At 68.5% G+C, this 21,841-nt stretch carries 21 protein-coding genes and 2 tRNA genes; 8 read left to right on the forward strand and 15 right to left on the reverse strand.

What is annotated here, in order from left to right; translation table 11 throughout:
* The first annotated feature begins 195 nt into the window (after nucleotides 1-195).
* Nucleotides 196-1,008, forward strand: coding sequence for a hypothetical protein (locus ACWDX9_RS35510; RefSeq protein WP_449961857.1), 813 nt, complete (start codon nucleotides 196-198; stop codon nucleotides 1,006-1,008).
* Here the strand turns inward: ACWDX9_RS35510 and ACWDX9_RS35515 are convergent.
* The gene (locus ACWDX9_RS35515) at nucleotides 987-2,084 is read right to left on the reverse strand and encodes an FUSC family protein (RefSeq protein WP_449961860.1); all 1,098 of its coding nucleotides are present in this window, start codon (nucleotides 2,082-2,084) and stop codon (nucleotides 987-989) included. The two genes, ACWDX9_RS35510 and ACWDX9_RS35515, sit on opposite strands and share 22 nt — an antisense overlap.
* Before the next feature lie 620 nt (nucleotides 2,085-2,704).
* Between ACWDX9_RS35515 and ACWDX9_RS35520 the strand changes: the two genes are divergently transcribed.
* Entirely contained in the window at nucleotides 2,705-3,094 is a 390-nt protein-coding gene (locus tag ACWDX9_RS35520; RefSeq protein ID WP_449961863.1) for a hypothetical protein, read from the forward strand.
* Here ACWDX9_RS35520 and ACWDX9_RS35525 read toward each other — a convergent pair.
* The 4 genes from ACWDX9_RS35525 to ACWDX9_RS35540 form a co-directional block, all read right to left on the reverse strand.
* Nucleotides 3,068-3,149: transfer RNA gene (locus tag ACWDX9_RS35525), tRNA-Ser, on the reverse strand. The two genes, ACWDX9_RS35520 and ACWDX9_RS35525, sit on opposite strands and share 27 nt — an antisense overlap.
* Nucleotides 3,150-3,216: 67 nt before the next feature.
* Nucleotides 3,217-3,993 (reverse strand): hypothetical protein, encoded by a 777-nt coding sequence (locus ACWDX9_RS35530; protein WP_449961865.1) that lies wholly within the window; start codon nucleotides 3,991-3,993, stop codon nucleotides 3,217-3,219.
* Nucleotides 3,994-5,384: 1,391 nt separating this feature from the next.
* Nucleotides 5,385-5,771, reverse strand: a complete 387-nt coding sequence (locus tag ACWDX9_RS35535; protein ID WP_449961868.1) for a hypothetical protein — start codon at nucleotides 5,769-5,771, stop codon at nucleotides 5,385-5,387.
* 142 nt (nucleotides 5,772-5,913) lie between these two features.
* Nucleotides 5,914-6,783 carry a GntR family transcriptional regulator gene (locus ACWDX9_RS35540; protein ID WP_449961871.1) on the reverse strand — a complete coding sequence of 290 codons (870 nt, stop codon included), beginning with the start codon at nucleotides 6,781-6,783 and terminating at the stop codon, nucleotides 5,914-5,916.
* 110 nt (nucleotides 6,784-6,893) lie between these two features.
* On the opposite strand from ACWDX9_RS35540, the gene ACWDX9_RS35545 reads away from it, so the two are divergent.
* The 3 genes from ACWDX9_RS35545 to ACWDX9_RS35555 are packed head-to-tail and all read left to right on the forward strand — an operon-like array spanning nucleotide 6,894 to nucleotide 9,753.
* Nucleotides 6,894-8,375, forward strand: coding sequence for a replication initiator (locus tag ACWDX9_RS35545; RefSeq protein ID WP_449961873.1), 1,482 nt, complete (start codon nucleotides 6,894-6,896; stop codon nucleotides 8,373-8,375).
* On the forward strand, nucleotides 8,372-8,572 hold the full coding sequence (locus tag ACWDX9_RS35550; protein ID WP_449961875.1) for a helix-turn-helix domain-containing protein: 201 nt from the start codon (nucleotides 8,372-8,374) through the stop codon (nucleotides 8,570-8,572). The genes ACWDX9_RS35545 and ACWDX9_RS35550 overlap by 4 nt, the downstream gene beginning before the upstream one ends.
* Nucleotides 8,569-9,753 (forward strand): site-specific integrase, encoded by a 1,185-nt coding sequence (locus ACWDX9_RS35555; RefSeq protein ID WP_449961878.1) that lies wholly within the window; start codon nucleotides 8,569-8,571, stop codon nucleotides 9,751-9,753. Before ACWDX9_RS35550 ends, ACWDX9_RS35555 begins: the two co-directional genes overlap by 4 nt.
* Nucleotides 9,754-9,812: 59 nt before the next feature.
* Here the strand turns inward: ACWDX9_RS35555 and ACWDX9_RS35560 are convergent.
* The 7 genes from ACWDX9_RS35560 to ACWDX9_RS35590 form a co-directional block, all read right to left on the reverse strand.
* A tRNA-Val gene (locus ACWDX9_RS35560) sits at nucleotides 9,813-9,884 on the reverse strand.
* Nucleotides 9,885-9,901: 17 nt separating this feature from the next.
* The gene (locus ACWDX9_RS35565) at nucleotides 9,902-10,903 is read right to left on the reverse strand and encodes an ROK family protein (RefSeq protein ID WP_449961912.1); all 1,002 of its coding nucleotides are present in this window, start codon (nucleotides 10,901-10,903) and stop codon (nucleotides 9,902-9,904) included.
* Nucleotides 10,904-11,301: 398 nt separating this feature from the next.
* A complete protein-coding gene (locus ACWDX9_RS35570; protein WP_350723127.1) occupies nucleotides 11,302-11,625 on the reverse strand; it encodes a hypothetical protein in 324 nt (107 codons plus the stop codon).
* Between the two features lie 14 nt (nucleotides 11,626-11,639).
* On the reverse strand, nucleotides 11,640-12,095 hold the full coding sequence (locus ACWDX9_RS35575) for a peroxiredoxin (RefSeq protein ID WP_355194148.1): 456 nt from the start codon (nucleotides 12,093-12,095) through the stop codon (nucleotides 11,640-11,642).
* 36 nt (nucleotides 12,096-12,131) lie between these two features.
* The gene (locus tag ACWDX9_RS35580) at nucleotides 12,132-12,560 is read right to left on the reverse strand and encodes a DUF3052 domain-containing protein (protein WP_355194150.1); all 429 of its coding nucleotides are present in this window, start codon (nucleotides 12,558-12,560) and stop codon (nucleotides 12,132-12,134) included.
* Between the two features lie 117 nt (nucleotides 12,561-12,677).
* Complete coding sequence (locus ACWDX9_RS35585; protein ID WP_355194151.1) at nucleotides 12,678-13,085, reverse strand: secondary thiamine-phosphate synthase enzyme YjbQ; 408 nt, start codon at nucleotides 13,083-13,085, stop codon at nucleotides 12,678-12,680.
* Between the two features lie 9 nt (nucleotides 13,086-13,094).
* Nucleotides 13,095-13,277 carry a DUF1918 domain-containing protein gene (locus ACWDX9_RS35590; protein WP_449961882.1) on the reverse strand — a complete coding sequence of 61 codons (183 nt, stop codon included), beginning with the start codon at nucleotides 13,275-13,277 and terminating at the stop codon, nucleotides 13,095-13,097.
* A 732-nt stretch (nucleotides 13,278-14,009) separates the two neighbouring features.
* On the opposite strand from ACWDX9_RS35590, the gene aceE reads away from it, so the two are divergent.
* From aceE to ACWDX9_RS35605, 3 genes are all read left to right on the forward strand, one after another.
* The gene (aceE, locus tag ACWDX9_RS35595) at nucleotides 14,010-16,757 is read left to right on the forward strand and encodes a pyruvate dehydrogenase (acetyl-transferring), homodimeric type (RefSeq protein WP_449961885.1); all 2,748 of its coding nucleotides are present in this window, start codon (nucleotides 14,010-14,012) and stop codon (nucleotides 16,755-16,757) included.
* A 185-nt stretch (nucleotides 16,758-16,942) separates the two neighbouring features.
* Entirely contained in the window at nucleotides 16,943-18,436 is a 1,494-nt protein-coding gene (locus tag ACWDX9_RS35600; RefSeq protein WP_449961888.1) for an alpha/beta hydrolase, read from the forward strand.
* A 10-nt stretch (nucleotides 18,437-18,446) separates the two neighbouring features.
* Entirely contained in the window at nucleotides 18,447-19,181 is a 735-nt protein-coding gene (locus ACWDX9_RS35605; protein WP_449961891.1) for a maleylpyruvate isomerase family mycothiol-dependent enzyme, read from the forward strand.
* Nucleotides 19,182-19,342: 161 nt separating this feature from the next.
* Here the strand turns inward: ACWDX9_RS35605 and ACWDX9_RS35610 are convergent, their stop codons facing one another.
* The 3 genes from ACWDX9_RS35610 to ACWDX9_RS35620 form a co-directional block, all read right to left on the reverse strand.
* Nucleotides 19,343-19,699 (reverse strand): VOC family protein, encoded by a 357-nt coding sequence (locus ACWDX9_RS35610; protein ID WP_449961894.1) that lies wholly within the window; start codon nucleotides 19,697-19,699, stop codon nucleotides 19,343-19,345.
* A gap of 86 nt (nucleotides 19,700-19,785) precedes the next feature.
* Nucleotides 19,786-20,517, reverse strand: a complete 732-nt coding sequence (locus ACWDX9_RS35615; RefSeq protein WP_350723111.1) for a helix-turn-helix transcriptional regulator — start codon at nucleotides 20,515-20,517, stop codon at nucleotides 19,786-19,788.
* 303 nt (nucleotides 20,518-20,820) lie between these two features.
* On the reverse strand, nucleotides 20,821-21,798 hold the full coding sequence (locus tag ACWDX9_RS35620; protein ID WP_449961896.1) for an aldo/keto reductase: 978 nt from the start codon (nucleotides 21,796-21,798) through the stop codon (nucleotides 20,821-20,823).
* Nucleotides 21,799-21,841 lie beyond the last annotated feature (43 nt).

Here is a 21,841-nt window from a genome sequence, read left to right on the forward strand (position 1 = left end):
CTCCTCCGACTACGGCGTGCTGAACGCGGTGACCGGGCTGACCGTGGACTGGCTGGGCGACAGCTCGATCAACATCTGGGTCGTCATGCTCGCGGGAATGGGCGGCCTGGCGGCCGAGGAGCCGCCGAGGACCCGCCGACGGGCCTGGCGCGGCTGCGCGACCTGATCGAAGGCTTACGCGACAGCTCCGAGCCGGTGGAGCTGCAGCAACCCGCCCACCTCGCCATCTGGGACCTGGTGATCGGCGACGATCTGGTCGCCTACGAAAGGGCCGCGGCCATCGAGCGCGAATGCCGCGCCCAGGGCGCGATCGGGCTCCTCCCGCTGGCCCTCGTCCTTGTGGCGCGCTCCCAGATGTTCCTCGGATCGCACCGTGACGCCCTGGCCGGCGCCAAGGAAGGCCTGCGCATCGCGCGTGACACCAACCAGGGGCACTACGCGGCTCTGCTGACCGGAGTCATGACCTACCTGGCCGCGATCGAGGGCGACGAGGAGCGCTGCCTGGCGCTGGCGGAGGAGATCGCCGGCGTCCGCGACGCCGCCACGGGAGGCATGCGATGCGTCTCGCTCAACCTGCTCGACCTCGCCTTGGGACGGCCGGAGGCGGCTCTGCACCGGGCCGAGGAGTTCGGCGCCTTCGGGCCCGCCGCACGTACCTTGATGGTCATGCACCGTATGCCGGACCTGGTCGAGGCGGCGGTGCGGGCTGGCCGCAACGACTTCGCGGCGGCGGTGTCCGAACGGGTGCAGATGTGGGCCGCGCAGACTCCCATGCCCTGGGCCGGTGCGGTGGCGCTGCGCTGCCGGGCGCTGCTGGCCTCGGACGGGTATGAGCAACAGGGACATCGCCGCACAACTCTTCCTCAGCCCGCGGACCATCCGGTACCACCTGTACAAGGCGTATCCGAAGCTCGGGGTGGCGTCGCGGGCCGAGCTGGCCACGCTCGACCTGGGAGAAGGCGGGCGGCCGCTCGATTGATCGCGCCTTACGGATTCGCTCGGCCGTAGCCGGGCAGGGTGTCCTGGCTGTCGGAGAGGATGGCCAGGATGCGGTCGGCGTCGGTGAGCAGGCTGCCGCTGAGCGCCCAGCCGCCGGGATGCTCGATCTGGCCGTGGCGGATCTCGCTGGTCATTCGCTCATGGATACGGACGGCATGGACTTGGGCGCGCCCGATCAGTTCATGCGTATGGGCGGGGTCGCGGCGGCGTACCCTGCTGGTCAGCGCCTCGGCCAGCAGGTCGAGCAGGTCGGCGTAGTCGCGGGCGTAGTCGTCGCTGACGTCGGCCGGATCCCCGGGAGGGGACCCGGGGCCGGAACCGGGAGCGGCGGGATGGTCGAGGTAGGACAGGGCGTGCACGATGCCGTGCACGTGCGCCGCCGCCGACGTCAGCAGCTGCAGCACCGGGCTCGGGTCGGCGGTGCCGGATCGGGGATGGAGGCGAAGGCGCAGGTTGTAGCGGCGGCTCTCGGTTCGGTCGGCCACCGCGGTGGTGGCCGTGGCCAGATGCTCGTCCAGGTGTACGGCCTGGCGTTCCCATTCCGGCAGCTCGGACAGATTCCAGCCGTCGCGCAGCCCCTCGGCCATGGCACCGAGCAGGGCGGCGGTCTCACGGCCGAAGCGGCGTACCGCCAGGGCGGGACGGTCGCGATACAGCGGTGGCCACAGCAACAGGTTCACGCTCATCCCGCTCAGCGCGCCGATGCCGGTGGCCACGACGTAGCCCAGCAGATAGCCCTCCTCGGAGGCGGCGCCGAAGGACAGCATGAGCACGGCGGTGGTGGCGACGTCGCTGCCGTGACGTCCCATCCGATGCCAGCGCGCGGCCAGCAGCGCGGGCGGCACGATGAGGATCAGGCTCAGCACGCCCAGGCCCATCACGTACCCGACGGCGCCGGCCAGGATGACCCCGGCGGCCACGGCCGCGACGCGGCGCAGCCCGTTGGTCAGCGTCTGATAGACGGTGGCGTGCACCATGATCACGGCGGTGGCCGGTGCGATCCAGGTCGCCTGTGACTGCAACAGCCGGTTGGCCACCACCCAGGCCAGCACCGCCGCCAGGGTGGCCTTGGCGATCTGCCGCACCTGTAGCCGCTGGTGCGAATGCGATCTGGATAGCCCTGCGAGCTGCGCACGGACATAGGCGACCTGTCGCCCGGCCGATGCGGTTAAATGTCTCCACCTATCGCCCATAGGTGGACATACTCTCCACATGACGACATGAGATGTGCGCGTACGGCGATTGGATGAATCGCGGCCACCGCAGACGGATTGGCCGATTCAATCCGAGGGTTGATTACCGAGCGGCGATTCCACGGAGGATCTGAGCGCCGTAGGAGGGTCGGGACCTTGGCCGATACCCGCCCCCACCTGGACCCTCCGGTCTTGATCGCTTGGCCTCTATGCTCGCGACGGATCAGGGGAACGCACGTGCGTGCGAAAGACGCCTGGCACCGCCGGCAAGTGTTCTTGGTCGGCTTGCCTGGGTGATGGCGACGGCACGATCAGGCAGTCACCCCAACCACCAACGGTCCCGACACCCGGCGCGGCGATCATCCCGGAGCCGGAGTGCCCCTGCCGGAGGCTTCGGCTTTGCCCGCACGGATTCATTCGGCAGGAGAGCTGGGCATCCCGCCCCAATAGCTCATGATGCGCGGGAACCTGCGTGCGAACTCTTCGTCGCTGATGGGGCTCGGCTGCTCGTCGTGCATCTTGTACCGGTCTTCACCCAGACCGGTGCGCGCGTGTGCCTGGTCCTGAAATCGATCAGCCCGGTGCTCCGCGTCCACCTTGACCAGTTCACGGTCCCGCAGGCCGACGCGCTGATCTTCACTGGCTCACGAGGAGGCATCGTCCGCCGGAGCAACTTCCGGCGCGCGGCCCAGCGGGACGAGAGCACGCGAGAGATTGGCTCCCCGGGCGTGCACTTCCATGATCTCCGGCACATCGGCAAGACGATCGCCGCGCGCTCCGATGGATTTTCAAACAGGCTCTCTCGCACCGGCTACTGGCACGTTGATGGCACGAAGCCCCGTTTCCATGATCGGACACGGGGCTTTTTCTGCAGGTGGGCGGTACTGGGTTCGAACCAGTGACCCCTCGCTTGTAAGGCACCTCAGGTGGGGGCGGGATCTTGGCTGATACCCGCCCCCACCTGGGGTTATGGTCCCTTGCGGTCCTCTGGAGTCCGGGGCCGTCCGGGGCGATTGTCACTCAGTTAGTCACCCAGCATCTGCCCCGTGGGCTGCGGTTGCTGCCATACGTCATGGCCGTTGCTCCACAGCTCGGAGGCGTGGTACGCGAACCGGTCGAACAGGCCGTCGTCCTGGTAGCGCCGCAGGTGCAGCATGGGTGAGTCGTGCCCGACCAGATTGGCCAGGTGGGGCGTGACGAGCATCTCCGAGTCGAAACGGAACACGCTCATGGCGATGTGCTCGTCGCCGTACCGGGCTTCGATGCCGGGGGCGTCGCGTAGTTGCTCGATCTCCGCCAGTGTGATCCGGATGCGTGTGGACACGGTCAGCGGGACGTTCTCCACCTCCTCGCGGCGGTGGGTGACCTCGCTGTCCGGGTCGCCAACGAGAAACCGGATCTTGCAGCCCTGCTGTGCTTTCCGCTTGAGGACCTTCGCCAGGTTCGGGTGTTCCAGCCACAGGAAGTAGTTTGTGTAACCGGCGAACACAATCTCGTTGCGCGCCGCATTGATGAGGTTGCGCCAGATCGATTTGGGGCACGCGGAGCGATACGGATAAACGCTCAATACTTCCTTGTCCGGCCCCGTTTTCACCGTATTGCGAATTGCGTCTGGCCATAGCACGGCTGTCTCAACTCCTAGTGCCTCTGCGGCGGCCCACTGGTGCCGCAGGTGCGGGACACGAGCCTCGTCCTGCAGCCAGCGTTCCACCGTCTTGACGTCCACGCCACACCGGTCGGCCAAGCTCTGGCTCGTGACCTTGGCGTTCAGCATGGCGCTGCGTAGGGCGACGTTGGCCACGGTACACCTCGGGACGGAGGACGTCAGGGACGTTTTTGAGCGTAACGCCATAACGTCCTGGACGTCTCTATAACGCGGTGGGTTCGTCACGCAAAGGTAAGCACGCTGATCCCATGTCAACCCCGGTAATTCTCGGAGATCTCCAAGCGGCTTTTCCTGGTTGGTGTATTTGGCGTAGTTCTGTGGGGCGTCTCTGGGCAACTCGAAACGGCCGACGTCTATCCCAGTACGAGGTAGACCACGGTCTCTGCCAGACGATCGACGCGGATGACGTCGCTCAACTGGCCGAGCGGTTGAAGGAGCAGGAAGCAGCGGAGCAGGCGCTGTGAGCAACCCTTCGTCGCGAATCGGCTGTCATGCCGAGATCTTGGGCCTGCTCCACAGCCCAGCGCAGACACGAGCGTGGGCCTCAGTGCTGCTCGGCCGTCGCGGGACCGTGGTAGCTGTGCTGCGTAACGGCACCCTGGGCTTGCTCAAACTCGACGGACAGCCGCACGAGCTGCTCGGAGGGGTACAGCGCTGGCCATTCCACTGGGATGACCTGCTCGTACACGATGATTCGGCAGGGCCGGAGAAGCCAGCATGCGACTACCGGCTCGGCCTGTCCAACCACGAGAGGAACGCCGTACAGCATGCCGTACGGGCCAAGCAGAAGGTCAGCTTGTGCGGCGAGGCAGTGCGCCCGCTGCCGACCCTCGGCTGGTGCTTGCCTTTCCTGCCCACAGCTACGCGCGCCTGCCCTGCCTGCGTCCATCTGGCCGAACCGTCCCCGGAAGAGGGGGCGGTGCGTCCCGCGTCCCCTCTTCCCCCGTCGCGATAGCCGCTCAACCGCGTTCCGGGCGGGGGGCAGCTTCGTACTCACCTCGTACGCCGTCGACTCACCGCGTAGCGGCAGCGGGCCGGGGACGGAGTGTCAAGCCCGGCTTCGCGTGTACGTTCGCTGGTCGCCGTTCCTCGGTCATGCGTTGTCCTGCGAGCAGAGCCGGGCTTGATGCGGAGGAGTCGGGCTGCTGGGCTTGCCTGAGTCGATGGTGTGCGAGGTGACCACCTCGGTGCCGGAGCCCTCCCGCCGGAGGCATAAGGCATGAAGAGTCGTCCCGTCTTATGTGAGCGGAGCGGCCGGCGCCCATGCGAAGCACCCGGAGGGCCGCGAAGCGGTGGGGGCCGGCGGCGGAGCGGCGGCGACGGTGCGGAGGTCGGTCACGGAGGGCGTACGGCGGAGCGGCGGCCGTGCGGCGGTACGGCCCGAGCCGCTGCCGCCCGGGACCGGCCCCCAGGCCGCATGCCCGGGACGGCAGGCGGGCGCGGGGCCGTGCGCACGGCGCGGAGCGCCGTCGCCTTGAACCAGTAAAGAAACTCTGAGCCAGCTCAACGAACTGAACTGTCGCGCCTCATGACCACGAAGATCCTTCAACGGTAACCTTGAGTTGGCCGAGTGGGTCAGCCCTGCTCAGCTCCTCCATGAGTGCCGTTTCGGAGGGACCGGGCGGCCCATAGGGCGCGTACCATTGCTGGCCATCGTTCGTGGTCACGGAAATTCGCTGATCGTCGACGATAAGAGTTGCTTCGTGCACTCTGCCTTCACGTATCTCTTGAAGGATGAATGAGAGATCACGCTTGTCGTAAGGGTCGTATGTCGCGAATGCAACCAGCGCCCCGGCGAGGACGTGCGCAATGGCCAATGCGGTCAGCAACTTGACTCTTGGCCTGGGAAGGCTGTCCTCGGATAAGGAATTGATCATGGAGCCCCTTTCATGCGGCGTGATCAAGTGTGCCATGCGCCGTCATTCCGGCATGACGAGAACTGCACCGATGTCTGAGGGAGCCAAGAAGGTGCTTAAACGTCTCGGTGACAGCCTGGATCGGTAGCGGCACTGCCGCCGCAAGATGAGAGGCCGACTTCCAGGTTGGAAATGGTGCCTAGATAACGAGGTCAATACCGTTGTCGATCAGTTCCTGTGGGGTGAGGTCGGCCTGGGGATCATCGGCCAGTTCGCGGTGGTAGCCGATCTCGTAGCGGTTAGCGGGGGCTTTGAGCTCGGTGACTTCGATGGGGTGGCCGTTGGGATGGGCCATGGTGCGGCGGATGATGATGACGGCTTCGGCGTAGTCCATGCCGAGTGCGGTGCGTTCGTCTTCGTAGGCGATGCGGGCGGTGGTGAGGGTCATCCAGCGGACGGGGCCGTGTTCGCGGATGAGGGACTGGTAGAAGAAGCCGGGGCGCTTGCGGTACTGGGCGTGGTGCTTGGGGTCGTCCCAGTCGGGGAGTAGGTCGGCGTTGGTGTAGGAGTTGATCTCCAGGCGGGTCGATGCGCCATGGATGGCGGCGGTGTGGCCTCGGTGCCACATGCTGCGGCGGTGGATGACCGGGTGGCCGGGGCGGACGCTGAGCATGATCGCGACGTCGCGGTTGGCAGTGGTCTTCTCGCCGGTGAAGAGCGGGGCCTCGTGGTCGCGTTGGGCGAGGTCCCAGCCGAATGCCTGGACGTCGGGGTGGTTGCCGGGGGCGGCGAGGTCGGGCCGGTCGTGGTCGGTGATGAGGATGGTGCGGCGTTCCGGCATGGGGCGGACGAAGGAGCCGCGTCCGCGCATGACGTAGGCCAGCCCTTCGGAGACGAGGGTGTCGATGGCCTTGCGGACGGTGGGGCGTGAGACGTCGTACTTCCTGACGAGCTCGGGTTCGCTGGGCAGTGCGCCGCCAGGGGGATAGCGGCCGTCCAGGATGGCGGCTCGTAGGTCGGTGGCGATGACGCGCCAGCGGGCGTCCTTGTCGTCGGGGCTGGTGTCCATGGTGACCTTCCTCGGTAAATCCTCAGGACTACTTGTACTACAGGTTGACGAGCATGTGCCATGTCTGTCAACCTGTAGTACAGGTAGTCAAGCTAAGGAGGTGGTGCCCTATGAGCAAGGAGGAACGGCACGACGATCAGCCATCCGGCGCCGAGTGGATGGCTGATTTGGCCCGCCTGGTCAACGCGCCGGGCTATGGGCGGTGGCGCTCCATGGTCGCGGCGATCGGCGGGTGCGCCCACCCGGTGCACCTGGCCGGACAGTCGATGATCGTGGACGCGGGCACGGGTGAGATCCTGCACGCGTACACAACCGATGGTGAGCCCTCGGGACATCTCCTGGTGGCCTGCGGCAATCGGCGGGCCTCGGTGTGCCCGGCGTGCTCTCAGACCTACCAGGCCGACACCTTCCACCTGATCAGGGCGGGCCTGTCCGGCGGCAAGGGCGTACCCGAGACGGTCAGCGCGCACCCTCGGGCGTTCGTCACCCTGACCGCCCCCTCCTTCGGCCCCGTCCACTCGCACCGCAACGGCCGTCCCTGCCGTCCCCGCAACCGCGACAGGCTGTGTGAGCACGGGCGGCCAGTCGGCTGCCACCTCCAGCACGAATCACACGACGAACGACTCGGCCAACCGATCTGCCCCGACTGCTACGACTACACAGGCGCGGTGCTGTGGCAGGCACACGCGGGCTCGCTGTGGCACCGCTTCACCCTGGCCATCCGCCAGGAGCTGGCTAACCAGACCGGGATGACCCGCCGCGCCTTCGCCCAGCACGCCAAGGTGTCCTTCGCCAAGGTCGCCGAGTACCAGCGACGCGGCTTGATCCATTTCCACGCCATCGTTCGTCTCGACGGCCCCGCCGGACCAAACCAGTCGCCACCCGACTGGGCAGACCACCACCTGCTCACCCAGGCCATCCCACCCGCCGTCCACCAGGTCACCGTCACCACACCGCCGAGCGATCTCGGCCGGTGGACCCTCACCTGGGGCGATCAGCTCGACATCCGCCCCATCCTGCTCGACCCCAGTGCCGACGGGCTCAGCGAACGCGCCGTCGCCTCCTATATCGCCAAGTACGCCACCAAGGGTGCCGAAGCCTCCGGCACCGTTGATCATCGCCTGTCCTGCCGGGCCTGCGCCGGACGCGGGCGGCTGAGCCTGATGGCCGCCTGCGGGCACTGCCACGGCAGCGGCCTCAAACCCGGCCTGAACCTGGACGCCCTCCCCGTCACCGACCATGCACGGCGCATGATCCGCACCTGCTGGGACCTCGGCGGACGCCCTGAGTTCCGGGCGCTTCGGCTCCGCCCATGGGCGCACATGCTCGGCTTTCGCGGCCACTTCTCCAGCAAGAGCCGCGCGTACTCGCTCAAGCTCACCGACCTGCGCAACGCTCGTGCCGCCCATCGCGCGGCCGAAGCGCGCGAGCGTCACGGCCTGCCCGCCCTTGGCGACGCCACCACGCTCGTCCTGGGCCACTGGCGCTTCGCCGGAATCGGCTACACCCCGGGCGAAGCGATCATGGCCGAACACATCCGTCAGCGCGTCCAGACCGCCCGCAAGATCGCGGCCCAGCAGGCGGATGGATGACCCCACCCCTACCCGCCCACGACCGGCGGCTCTACCGCGTCTGCGAGGCCATGTACCTGCTCAGCCTCGGTCGAAGCGTGATCTACGAACTCATCCGCTCAGGACGCCTCCGCTCCGTGACCCAGGGGCGGACCCGGCTCATCCCCGCCTCAGCCATAGAGGACTACATCTCCCTACTCGAACAGGAGGCTTCATGACCGAACGACGCAGTCGAGGAGACGGCGGCCTGCACTGGGACGAGACGCGGCAACGCTGGATCGCCTCGGTGACGGTCGGCTACACCCCGGCTGGCAAGCGCATCGTCAAGAAGGCCAGCGGCAAGACCAAGACCGATGCCAAGGCCAAGCTCAAAGAGATCGTCCGCGACCATGAGGACGGCCTCGCCATCGCGCCGACCAACTACACGGTGGCCGACGCCGTCCGCTACTGGCTTCAGCACGGCCTCGGCGGCCGTTCCTCCGCAACCGTCAAGATGTACAACACCTACGCCGACACGCACGTGATCCCTGCCCTAGGTGCCCGCAAGCTGCGGGATCTGTCCGTGGAAGACGTCGACAAGTGGCTGGCCGGTAAGACGGGCGAACTGGGCACCCGGTCGCTCAAGCTCATCCACGGCATCCTCAACCGGGCGGTCAAGAGTGCGATGCGTCGCGACAAGGTCAAGCGGAACGTCGTGGACCTCTGCGACATCCCGGAGGGACGTGCGGGTCGTCCGTCGAAGGCCCTGACGCTGGCTCAAGCGCTCGCTGTCCTCACACAGGCCGAGGAGAGCGGCGAGCGCATGCGGGCCTACATCGTCCTCTCACTCCTGATCGGCGCTCGTACGGAGGAGCTGAGGGCGCTGCTCTGGTCGCACGTCGTGGCCTACGACGAAGCTCGGGCCGCGTGGCTGCCGGTGGGTGAGGCGGGCTGGGAGCACCCGGAGTTTGCGATCTACGTCTGGCGGTCCGTCCGGCAGAAGGGCGACACCAAGACGGTGAAGTCCCGTCGGTCGCTCAAGCTGCCTCGGCGCTGCGTGGAGGCGCTACGCCTGCTCAAGGACGCCCAGGAGATCGCTCAGGAGAAGGCGGGAGACCGGTGGAAGGACACGGATCTCGTGTTCTGTACGCGGACCGGCACGCCCGTCACGGCCCACAATGTACGGCGTGACTTCCGCAAGGTGGTGGAAGCGGCTGGGCTCACCGGGCGCGAGTGGTCGCCTCGCGAGCTGCGGCACAGCTTTGTGTCCGTGCTGTCAGACTCCGGCGTCCCCATCGAGGACATCTCGCGCCTGGTCGGGCACTCCAACACCGTGGTCACCGAGACGGTCTACCGGCACCAGATCCGACCCGTGATCATGCAAGGAGCTGCGGCGATGGACAAGATCTTCGGGAGTTAGTCACTCACTTAGTCACTCAGACGCCGTTTTCAAGATCAGAGATCAAACGTTTACGCAGGTGGGCGGTACTGGGTTCGAACCAGTGACCCCTCGCTTGTAAGGCGAGTGCTCTACCGCTGAGCTAACCGCCCCTGATCGGCACTACACCTTACGACACCACGGGGCCCGATCGCACATCCACGGTCCAGCCCGGACCCAGTTCGGGGCGGCCTGCGGCGCGCCAGCCCAGGAGGGCGGCTCCGAGCATGCCCGCGTCGACCCCGAGTGCGGCCGGCACCAGTGGGGGTGCCTCGCGGAAGGCCAGGCGTTTGACGAGGCGGGTGCGTACCGGGTCGAAGAGGGCCGGGCCCGCTTCGGCGAGGCCGCCGCCGAGGACGATCACCGTGGGGTCCAGCAGGAGCGTGTACGTGGCCAGGGCCAGCGACAGGGCCTCCACGGCCTCGTCCCAGACCTCTACGGCGATCGGGTCGTCGGAGGAGACCACCTGCTCCGCCTTGACGCCCTCCAGGCCGGCGCGCTGGCTGTAGCGGCGGCCCACCGAGGCGGCCGAGGCGTACGTCTCCAGGCAGCCGAACTGGCCGCACGCGCACTCTTCCCCGTCCGGGAAGACCGGGGTGTGGCCGATCTCGCCGGCCCAGCCGGAGGAGCCGCCGTACGGTTCGCCGCGGATGATCGAGGCGCCCGCGATCCCCGTGCCGATGGGGAGGAAGAGGAAGTCGGACAGGCCCCGGCCCGCGCCGAGGATGCTCTCCGCCAGGCCGCCGGTGCGTACGTCGTGTCCGAGCAGGACGGGGATGTCGAGGGTGGTGAAGCTGGTGGCGGGGACGTCGCGCCAGCCCAGGTTGGCGGCGTAGACGGCGGCGTTGTCGGAGACCAGGCCGGGGACGGCCAGGCCCACGCCGGCCGGGGTGCCGTCACCCGAGGAGGCCAGGTGGCTGATGAAGTCGGAGATGGCGGACACGACCGCCTCCGGGCCCTCCGTCCGGGGGGTCGGGCGCCGCTCGCTCAGCAGCACCACGCCGGAGTCGCTGACCAGGCCGCCCTTCATGGACGTGCCGCCGACGTCGAGCGCGACGACGAACGAGCTCGGAGCCGGGTTCGGGCTCACGCTCACACTCGGGTTCGGGCTCTCGCTCACGCTCGGAGTCATCTCGGACACGGAGGAGACGATAGCGCAGCTCAGCAAATGTCTGGAAAGAGTCTCTTCGCCCGCGGGGATTCGCTACAGGGTTGCTGCGGGGTTCGCTGCGGGGATTCCTGGAGCTTGGACCCAGCTTGGCCAGGCCTGGCTTGGACCTCCGCCCGGCCAAGCCCTGCCCGAGTCCTGCCCGAGTCCTGCCCGAGTCCTGCCCGAGTCCTGCCCGAGTCCTGCCCGAGTCCTGCCCTGTGCCGAGGGATCCAGGATTCGGGTCCCAGGTCCCAGGGCAGCCTGCCGAGGGCTCAGAGCGGCTCACGGCGCTGTGAAGGCTCCCGTGTCCCCGTCCAGGCCCCCGTGCGTGCCTCTGCGTCCGGCTCAGGGCTCCGTGCGTTCGGGTCCGGTCCCAGGGCTCAGGTGCGGCCCAGGACGCGGTTGAGGGCCGCTTCCACCTCCGCCGAGAGGCCGGGGGGTGAGGACGGTGGGGAGACGGGAGAGCCCGCGAGCGCGTCCGAGCGCGCCAGCCGTACGTCGCCGCAGGACCGGCACTCCACCTCGCCCAGCCGGCAGATCAGCGCGACCGACCCGCAGGCCGCGCACGAGTCGAGGTCGAGGTCGTGCAGCCGCTGACAGTCCGGGCAGATCAACACCTGCGTTTCGCGGCGCACCCCGCGCTGCCACGGGCTGGCGCCGCGCACCGGGTCGGTCTGCCGGGCCCCGCATCGGTAGCAGGGCATCGTTCCCTCCGAGGTCAAGAAATGTCGGCGAGTGCCTTGATGTAGTCGGCGATGTCGCGTGCGGCGGAGGTCGGATTGACCACCGACCACCGGATCACACCCTCGCCGTCGATGATGAAGGTCCCCCGAAGAGCGAACCCCTTCGCCTCATCGAACACACCGTACGCCCGCGCGACCTGTCCGTGTGGCCAGAAATCGGAGAGCAGCGGAAACGTGTAACCCTCGCGATCGGCCCACGCACGGTGCGTGAACAGGGAGTCGACGGACACGGTCAGCAGTTGTGCCCCGTCGAGCGGCTGGTCGCGCAGCGCGGACAGCTCACCGTGACAGATCCCGCTGAAGGCAAGCGGGTAGAAGACCAGCACGACCTTCGTGCCCCGGAACTGAGACAGGCTCACCGGGGTGCCGTGCTGGTCCTGCAGCTCGAAATCCGGAGCCAGGGCGCCGACCTCGGCAGGATGTGCGTTCACGGCTTCATCCTGCCGTACGGAAGGCGCTCGGACTCCCTACCGTTTGCCCTTGGGCGTGACGAGCCTGGTCCCGGACCAGTCCGGTGCGGCGGAGATGCTGCTGGTCTGTGAGAGACCCGCGGTAGCGGCATCCTCCCCGATGTCGCTCGGCTCCACGTGGCCGTCGCGTCCGGCCTTGGGAGTCAGCAGCCAGATCCGGCCGCCGTCGGCGAGTGCTCGCATGGCGTCGCTGAGGGCGTCGAAGAGGTCTCCGTCGCCGTCGCGCCACCACATCAGCACCACGTCTACGACGTCGTCGCTCTCTTCGTCCAGCAGCTCGTTGCCGGTCAGGTTCTCGATGGAGTCGCGAAGCTCGTCGTCGACGTCCTCGTCCCAACCGATCTCCTGCACCACCTGACCCGGCTTGAGGCCGAGCCGTTCGGCCAGGCCGCGCTCGCCCTGCGCCTGACCCGCGGTCGCGCTCACGTTTATCCCTCCTGCTTGAGTGGCCCCGCTTATGCGGTTTATCGCTTCGGCACAGTCCACACGCTGTGACCCTCAGTCGTCAACGGTCGCCACGGGTACGGCCGTAGTCGGCCAGAATCAATCCGACAAAAACGACAGGCGAACCTGGCGTTGCCGGTTGTCGACGTTCAGGTCGACGAGTGCGATCGACTGCCACGTACCGAGTGCCAGACGCCCGCCCAGCACGGGGACCGTGGCATATGGCGGGATCAGCGCGGGCATGACATGTGACCGTCCGTGACCGGGCGAGCCGTGGGCGTGACGCCAGCGGTCGTCGGGCGGCAACAGGTCGCGCAGCGCGGCGAGCAAGTCGTCGTCGCTGCGCGAGCCCAACTCGAGCAGGGCTACACCGGCGGTCGCATGGGGCACAAAGATATGCAACAGCCCGTCTTCGCCCTGCCTGCGCACGAAATCAGCGCATTCAGCGGTGATGTCGTGCACTGTCTCTCGTGACCCTGTGGCCACGGAGATGATTTCAGATCTCACAGGGAAATCTTACTTATGCACCACGACGGCGTCCGAGCCGGGAAACACCAGGCCGGTGTGCCCGTCGTCGAAGCGCACCATGTAGGGAGGCCCGCCTTCGAGGCCCTGGACCTCCACAATCACACCACTCCGGTCCCCTTCGCCAACGGCATGTCCGTGCACCAGGAGCCGGTCTCCTACTGCAGCATTCATATAACCCACATTGGTACGCGGGAGGCCGTCCGAAAAGGGTGATTCGCAAGTTTTGCTCCCCCTCCAGAGGGGCGGAGAAAAATGACCGAAACGTTACGCTGCGATGAGGCGGCGGTGCCCGGGCGGGGTGGCGAACGGGCGAGGCGTGGAGGGGGCCACGAGATGGTGGGGGGCCTTGGGGGTGGCAGGGGTGCCGAGATGAGAGAGAGGCGAAGGATCTTAGGGGTGATGCGGGTCCGAGGGGCGTCATGGACAGTAAGAGGTGGCGTGACCCCATGGGGGGTGAGGGGCGTCACCAAGTCGTGAGAGGCGACGTGGGTCGCAAGTGGCGACAAGGGGCATGATCAGCGGCGATGCTCCCACGGCCGACCCTCCGCCGGACGGCCCCCGTGGGAGCCGGGCTGGGAGGATGGCCGCTAGACTCGCCCGTCACGTCGCGCCCTCGTGGGGTGAGAACCCTCCCCTTCGGGGGAGAGTGGAGGGTGAGGGGACCAGGAGTCCAGAGACATTCGAGCGAAATTTCGTTCGTTTTCCTGTCTTGTTAAATTGCTCCCGGGATGTAACCTTTGGTGGCGATTCGTCCTACCATCGGTGGTCTAGGCCATCTGATCTGTCTCTGCCAGCAGGGACACCACTGGTTACCGGTCAGTAGAGATGCGTTTTCTACGGCTAGCGACCAGGATGGAAGGCGACCCAGACCAGACATCAGTCATCCTCGGAAGGCGAGACCCAGTGGCTTCCGGACGCCAGCGATTCTCGATCATCAGCGACGGCCTACCCAGCCAGCTGCCTGATGTCGACCCCAGCGAGACCAACGAGTGGCTCGAGTCTCTCGACAACGTCGTCAAGACCGAAGGCCGCACCAGAGCCCGCTACCTCATGCTGCGCATGCTGGAGCGGGCCCGCGAGCACCAGGTCGGGGTGCCGGGTTTGCGGAGCACCGACTACATCAACACGATCCCGCCGGAGCGCGAGCCCTGGTTCCCCGGTGACGAGCACGTCGAGCGCCGCATCCGCGCCTACATCCGCTGGAACGCGGCCATCATGGTGTCCAGGGCCAACGCCCGCACCAACGTCGGCGGCCACATCGCCACCTACGCCTCCGCCGCCTCCCTCTACGAAGTGGGCTTCAACCACTTCTTCCGTGGCAAGGATCACGGCGAGTCGGGCGACCAGGTCTTCTTCCAGGGGCATGCCGCGCCGGGCATCTACGCCCGCGCCTTCCTCGAGGGCCGACTCAACGAGGCCCAGCTCGACGCCTTCCGCCAGGAGCTGTCGCACGGCTTCCACGGCCTGCCCTCCTACCCCCACCCGCGCCTCATGCCGGACTTCTGGGAGTTCCCGACGGTCTCCATGGGTCTCGGCCCGATCGGCGCGATCTACCAGGCGCGGTTCAACCGCTATCTGCTCAACCGGCAGATCAAGGACACCAGCCGCAGCCACGTGTGGGCGTTCCTGGGCGACGGCGAGATGGACGAGCCCGAGTCGCTCGGCGCGATCGGCCTGGCGGCCCGCGAGGAGCTCGACAACCTCACGTTCGTGATCAACTGCAACCTGCAGCGGCTCGACGGTCCCGTACGCGGCAACGGCAAGATCATCCAGGAGCTGGAGTCGTACTTCCGCGGCGCCGGCTGGAACGTCATCAAGGTCGTGTGGGGCCGCGACTGGGACCCGCTGCTGGCGGCCGACGTCGACGGCGTGCTGGTCAACCAGATGAACACCACGCCCGACGGCCAGTTCCAGACCTACTCGGTCGAGTCCGGCGAGTACATCCGCGAGCACTTCTTCGCCGGCGACCCGCGCCTGCGCAAGATGGTCGAGCACCTGACCGACGACGACATCCGCAAGCTGTCGCGCGGCGGCCACGACTACCGCAAGGTCTACGCGGCGTTCAAGTCGGCCCGCGAGCACGTCGGCCAGCCGACCGTGATCCTCGCCCAGACCATCAAGGGCTGGACGCTGGGCAAGGACTTCGAGGCGCGCAACGCCACCCACCAGATGAAGAAGCTCACCAAGGCCGAGCTGAAGGAGTTCCGCGACCGGCTCTACCTGCCGATCCCGGACTCCGCGCTGGAGGGCGAGCTGCCCCCGTACTTCCACCCGGGCGAGAACGACCCCGAGATCCAGTACATGAAGGAGCGCCGCGCGGCGCTCGGCGGCGTGCTGCCCAAGCGCGTCATGCGCGCCAAGCCGGTCAAGCTGCCCGCCGACGAGGTCTACGGCGGCTTCGCCAAGGGCTCGGGCAAGCAGCAGGTCGCCACCACGATGGCGTTCGTACGGCTGCTCAAGGACCTCATGCGCGACAAGGAGATCGGCCACCGGTTCGTGCCGATCATCCCGGACGAGGCGCGTACGTTCGGTCTCGACGCCATGTTCCCGACGGCCAAGATCTACTCCCCGCACGGCCAGACGTACGAGGCCGTCGACAGGGAGCTGCTGCTGTCGTACAAGGAGGCCACGCAGGGCCAGATCCTGCACGAGGGCATCAGCGAGTCGGGCTCGATGGCCTCGGCCATCGCGGCGGGGTCCGCCTACGCCACGCACGGCGAGCACATGATCCCGATCTACATCTTCTACTCGATGTTCGGGTGGCAGCGCACCGGCGACCAGATGTGGCAGATGGGCGACCAGATGGGCCGCGGCTTCCTGCTCGGCGCCACCGCGGGCCGTACCACGCTCAACGGTGAGGGCCTGCAGCACGAGGACGGCCACACGCCGCTCATCGCCTCCACCAACCCGGCCGCGATCTCCTACGACCCGTCGTGGGCGTTCGAGGTGGCGCACATCGTCAAGGACGGCCTGCGGAGGATGTACGGCGACCAGCCGGAGGACGTCTTCTACTACCTGACCGTCTACAACGAGCCCTACCTGCAGCCCGCCCAGCCGGCCGACCTCGACGTGCAGGCCCTGCTCAAGGGCCTGTACAAGTTCGCCGACGGGCCGCAGACCCAGGGTCCGAAGGCCAACATCCTGTCCTCCGGCGTGGCGGGCCCGTGGGCGATGGAGGCGCAGCGGCTGCTGGCCGAGGACTGGGGCGTCTCGGCCACCGTGTGGTCGGCGACGTCGTGGTCCGAGCTGCGCCGCGACGCGCTGGCCTGCGAGGAGCACAACCTGCTCAACCCCGACACCGAGCAGCGCGTCCCGTACGTGACCCAGGCGCTCTCCCAGGCGCAGGGCCCGTTCGTGGGCGTCAGCGACTACATGAAGGCCGTGCAGGACCAGATCGCGCAGTGGGTGCCGGGTGACTGGTCCTCGCTGGGCACCGACGGGTTCGGCCTGTCCGACACCCGCTCGGCGCTGCGCCGACACTTCCACGTCGACGCCGCCTCGATCACGCTGGCCGTGCTGACCAGCCTGGTCAAGCGGGGCGAGCTCGACGGCGAGGTGCTGCGCGAGGCGATCGCCCGCTACCACCTCAAGAACGGCGTCACCGAGGCGGGCGGCGCGGAGAGCAACGACACCCAATCGATGGGCGTCTGAGTCATCCAGGAGCGGCGCTCCCGCGAAGTACTTCTCGCGGGGGCGCCGTCATTTTCGCCGCCCGCGGCGTTCGGCCTGTGAGGCGGCACGTTCAGGAGGGGTACGTGCCGCCTCACCCAGGTATGGTGCGGCGTCACGTATTGTGGGCACTACTTCCCCCTGAGAGACGAGGGAGAAGTCTGTTTATGCGACGCGTCCTAGCCGCCCTGCTCATCCCGGTCGTCGCCGGTTGTTCCACCGTGCCGGCCGAGCCCGCCACGCAGTCGACGGCGGACACCGGCACGATCAGCTGGGGGCCGTGCACCGACATCAAGCGTCCCGGCGGTGAGCCACCGGCCAGCCAGGACAGTTCGGTACGGTGCGGGAAGCTGGCCGTTCCCCTGGACTACAACAAGCCCGACGGCGAGAAGCTGGACCTGGCGCTCATCAAACTGCCCACCACCGGCAAGAACCGGCTGGGCTCGGTGGTCTTCAACTTCGGCGGTCCCGGCGCCTCCGGCGTCGACACGCTCGACCAGGCCGCCAAGGCGCTCACCGGGCTGCGCGCCCGATACGACCTGATCAGCTTCGACCCGCGCGGCGTGGAGCGCAGCTCCGGCGTGCGCTGCGGCGACACCGTGGAGATGGACAGGTTCACCGCGCTGGACACGCTGCCGTCCGACAGCCAGACCCACCAGGAGACCGCGGCGGCCAACAAGCAGTTCGCCGCCCTCTGCCAGCAGAACTCCGGCAAGATCCTCCCGTACATCGGCACCGTGAACGCCGCCCGGGACATGGACCGGATCCGCGACGCGGTCGGCGACCCCAAGCTCAACTACATCGGCATGTCGTACGGCACGCAGCTCGGCGCCGTGTACGCCACCGAGTTCCCGAAGAAGGTCGGCCGCATGGTGCTCGACGCGCCGCTCGACCCGACGGTGACGTTCGAGCAGCGCACGCTGGTGCAGACGCGCGGGTTCCAGAAGGCGTACGAGAGCTTCCTGCGCTCGTGCGTCAAGAACAAGTGCGACATCGGCAAGGACCAGGAGACCGCCAACGCGAACGTCGACAAGCTGCTGAACCAGCTCACCACCCAGCCGCTGAAGGTCGGCACCCGCGAGCTCACCCAGGGCCTGGCCGCCACGGGCGTGGCGGCGGCGCTGTACTCGGAGCTGACCTGGCCCTTCCTGGAGCAGGCGCTCTCGGAGGCGATCAAGGGGCGCGGCGAGGCGCTGCTCTACCTGGCCGACTCCTACACCGGCCGCTCCCAGGACGGCAAATACTCCACGCAGATGACCAGCTTCCCGGCCATCACCTGCGTGGACACCTCCGAGCGGCCCAGCGAGGCCGAGCTGCGCCGCACCGAGGCGGCCGCCATGAAGATCTCGCCGCTGTTCGGCAGCGAGGGGTCCGGCGGGCTGTGCCGGGTCTGGCCGGCCAAGGGCAGCGATCAGGCGCGGCACGTGAACGCCACCGGCTCGGCGCCGATCGTCGTGATCGGCGGCAAGGGCGACCCGGCGACGCCGTACGAGTGGGCGCCCAAGCTGACGGCCCAGCTCAAGACCGCCAGGCTGGTGACGTACGAGGGCGAGGGGCACGGCGCCTACCTGTCGGGCAGCAAGTGCGTGCTGGAGCTCGTGGACTCGTTCCTGATCGACGGCAAGCTCCCGCAGAAGGGCGCGACCTGCCCGGCGGCCTAGGGTGGGGCCTGTGACATACGACTCGCTCATCGACGCCGAGACCGCCCGCCTGGCGGCCCTGGCCACGGACCTGTCCGTCCCGGTGCCCACGTGCCCGGGATGGACGCTCGCCGAGCTGATCACGCACGTCGGCCAGACGCACCGCTGGGCGGTGCACGTGCTGCGCAACCAGGTCCAGGAGCGGATCTGGTCGCGCCAGGTGCCCAGCGGGCTGGCCGAGGGGCAGAGCGGCGACGCGGCCTGGCTGACCGCCGGGGCGGCCGAGCTGCTCGGCACGCTCGGCGACACCGACCCCTCGCTGGCGGTGTGGACGTGGGGCCCGGACCGGCAGGCGTCGTGGTGGCCCCGCCGGATGCTCTTCGAGCTGGTGATCCACCGGGTCGACGCGGAGCTCGCGCTCGGCATCGACCCGGTCGTCCCGGCCGAGGTCGCGATCGACGGCATCGAGGAATTCCTGCACAACCTGCCGTACGCGACCTGGGTGACCCGGTCGCTGGCGGAGCTCGAGGCGGAGGGGGCCACGATCCACCTCCACGCGAACGACGCCGACGGCGAGTGGACCATCACTCAGGGCCCGGCCGGGACGGTCGACTGGGCGCGCGGGCACACCAAGGGCGACTGCGCCGTCCAGGGGACGGCCCAGGACCTGCTGCTCATGCTCTACGGCCGGCGCTCGCCCGAGGCGCTGACCGTGTACGGCGACGCCGACCTCCTCAAGCGCTGGCTGTCCAAGGCCGCCTTCTGACACGGGGGATGGGCCCTGGACGCGCCGCCGCTCGGCGATCGGCGGCGTGCCCAGGGCAAGGGGTGAACCGCTCCTAGGAAGCGGCCCGTCCGTACGCCGGGGGTCTGCGGGGAAGGCGTCCTCCCCGGCCCTCGAACGGGTGATTCACCTGTGGGGGAAGCTCACCTGCGGTGGAAGACCCCGAAGACGCTCCCGGACGTGTCACGCAGGTAGGCGAAGTCGGTGCCGGCGCCGTCGTCGATCACCTTCGTGATCACCTTGCCGCCCAGCGACTCGCTCTTGGTGCAGGCCGCCTCGACGTCGGCCACCTGCACGTGGAAGATCGCGTGCGCCGGGAACTCGCCCTTGGTGTTGAACAGCCCGCCGCCGGGCTGCTCGCCGCCCGGATAGCCGATCATCCGGTAGTCGATCGGCCCCTCGCCGGCGCTGAACGTCCAGCCGAACAACCCACCGTAGAACGCCTGGGCGCCTTCGGGATCGTCGGTCGCGATCTCGAACCAGGTCACGGTGTTGTCCATCGTCGTCTCCTCGTCACTGAACCTTTCTCGAACAGAGCAACGATCTAACGCTGTGGCGACAACCCTATGTCGGTGTTTTCGATTGACTAATCGAGCATGGCGGTGTCCACGATCATGTTGGGCACGTCGGCGGCGAAGCCTTCGAGCGGCCGGTCGGGGCTGCGCTCGGCGGTCACGGTCGCGGCGGCGATGCGATCGAGCCGGAAGACCCGTACGTCATCGCGTAACCGGCACCAGGCCACGAGATACCAGAACCCGCCCCGCCCGCCCAGGAACACCCCCGGCTCGACGTCCCGCGAGGTCAGCGCGCCCTTGGCGTCGGCGTATTCGAGCCTGAGCACGCGCCGCCGCAGCAGCGCCTCCTCGATGGCCCGGGAGATGCCCTCGCCCCCGAGCGGCCGGACCTCGGGGGAGCCGGGCTCCGGCGGGTGGTGGACGAGCTGCACGCGCCGCGCCAGCTCCCTGGCCAGGTCGCCCTCGGAGCCCGGCATCGCGGCCACGACCTTGCGTAACGCGCTGCGGGCCTGCCGGCCGAACGGCTGGTCGCCGGCCTGGCTGAGCGCCACCGCGATGGCCACCGCTTCGGCCGGGGTGAAGTTGAGCGGGGGCAGGGACATCTTCTTGTCGATCGCGTAACCGCCCTTGCGGCCCGCCTCGGCGTAGATCGGCACCCCTGACTCCTGCAGGGCGGTGATGTCGCGCTCGATCGTGCGCACGCTCACCTCGAACCGCTTGGCCAGCTCGCGGGCGGAGCGGCAGCGGGGCGCGATGGCGCGCAGGTCTTCGACGAGTGCGTAGAGCCGGTCGGTGCGATTCACAGCCGCGACGCTACGCGCCGCCACCGACAATCATGGTCCGCGCGCCGTCGCGGCCACCCGTGCCTCACCCCGCCGCCACGGGGGTCTCACCGCACCGGCCAGGCCGTGCTGCTCCCCGATCGGGTGGAGGACGACCCCGGCGAGTGCCGTGCGGGCGCGGCCCGGGACCGGGCGCGGTCGGATGCGGTGCTCGCCGGTGCCCGACGTGCACAGGCTCGTGGCCCAGCGCTCCTGGGTGTTGAGCTCGGCCGTGCAGCCGGAGGGGGAGGCGTGGGCGGCGGGGACGGCGCCCCGTCAATGCACCTACCAGCGGTCGTGGACCTGCGGCCGGATCAGGTCGTCGTAGACGGCCTCGACCGCTTCGAGCGTGGCCGGCGGTAGCGGCGCGGACGACGCGGCGGCCGCGTTCGCGGTGGCCTGGGACGTGTTGCGGGCGCCGGGGATCACCACCGACACGCCGGGCTGGTCGAGGATCCAGCGCAGCGCGAACTGGGCCATCGTCAGGCCCTCCGGCACCAGGGGAACCAGGCGGCGGACCGCCTCCAGGCCCGTGCGGAAGTCCACGCCCGAGAAGGTCTCGCCGACGTCGAACGCCTCTCCCCGCCGGTTGTAGGTGCGGTGGTCGTCCGCGCCGAAGGTCGTGTGCTCGTCGTACCGGCCGGACAGCAGGCCGCTGGCCAGCGGGACCCGGGCGATGATGCCCACCCCGGCGGCCCGGGCGGCGGGCAGGACCCGCTCCAGCGGCTTGAGCCGGAACGCGTTGAGGATGATCTGCACGGACGCCACCCCCGGCCGCGCGATCGCCGTCAGCGCCTCCTCGCACGTCTCCACGCTGACCCCGTACGCGGCGATCTTCTGCTCGGCCACCAGCGTGTCCAGCGCGTCGAACACGGCGTCCGTCGAGTACACCGGGGTCGGCGGGCAGTGGAGCTGGACCAGGTCGAGGGTGTCCACGCCGAGGTTCTGGCGCGAGCGCTCGTTCCAGACCCGGAAGTTGGCCATCACGTAGTTGGCGGGGATCTGCTCCAGCCGGCGGCCCATCTTGGTGGCCACGGTCAGCTCCGGCCGCCCCTTGGCGAAGCGGCCGACGATCTGCTCGCTCCGGCCGTCACCGTAGACGTCGGCCGTGTCGATGAAGGTGACCCCGGCGTCCACGGCGGCCCCCAGGGTGGCGAACGCCTCGTCCTCCGTCACCTGGCCCCAGTCGGCGCCGAGCTGCCACGCGCCGAGGCCGACCGTGCCCACCTGGCGTCCTGTTCGTCCCAACATGCGTTGTTCCATGGGAACAGTCTCCCGGATGGGAACCGCGCTCCGCCCCGAGGGC

The sequence above is a fragment of the Nonomuraea sp. NPDC003201 genome, from assembly GCF_053590415.1.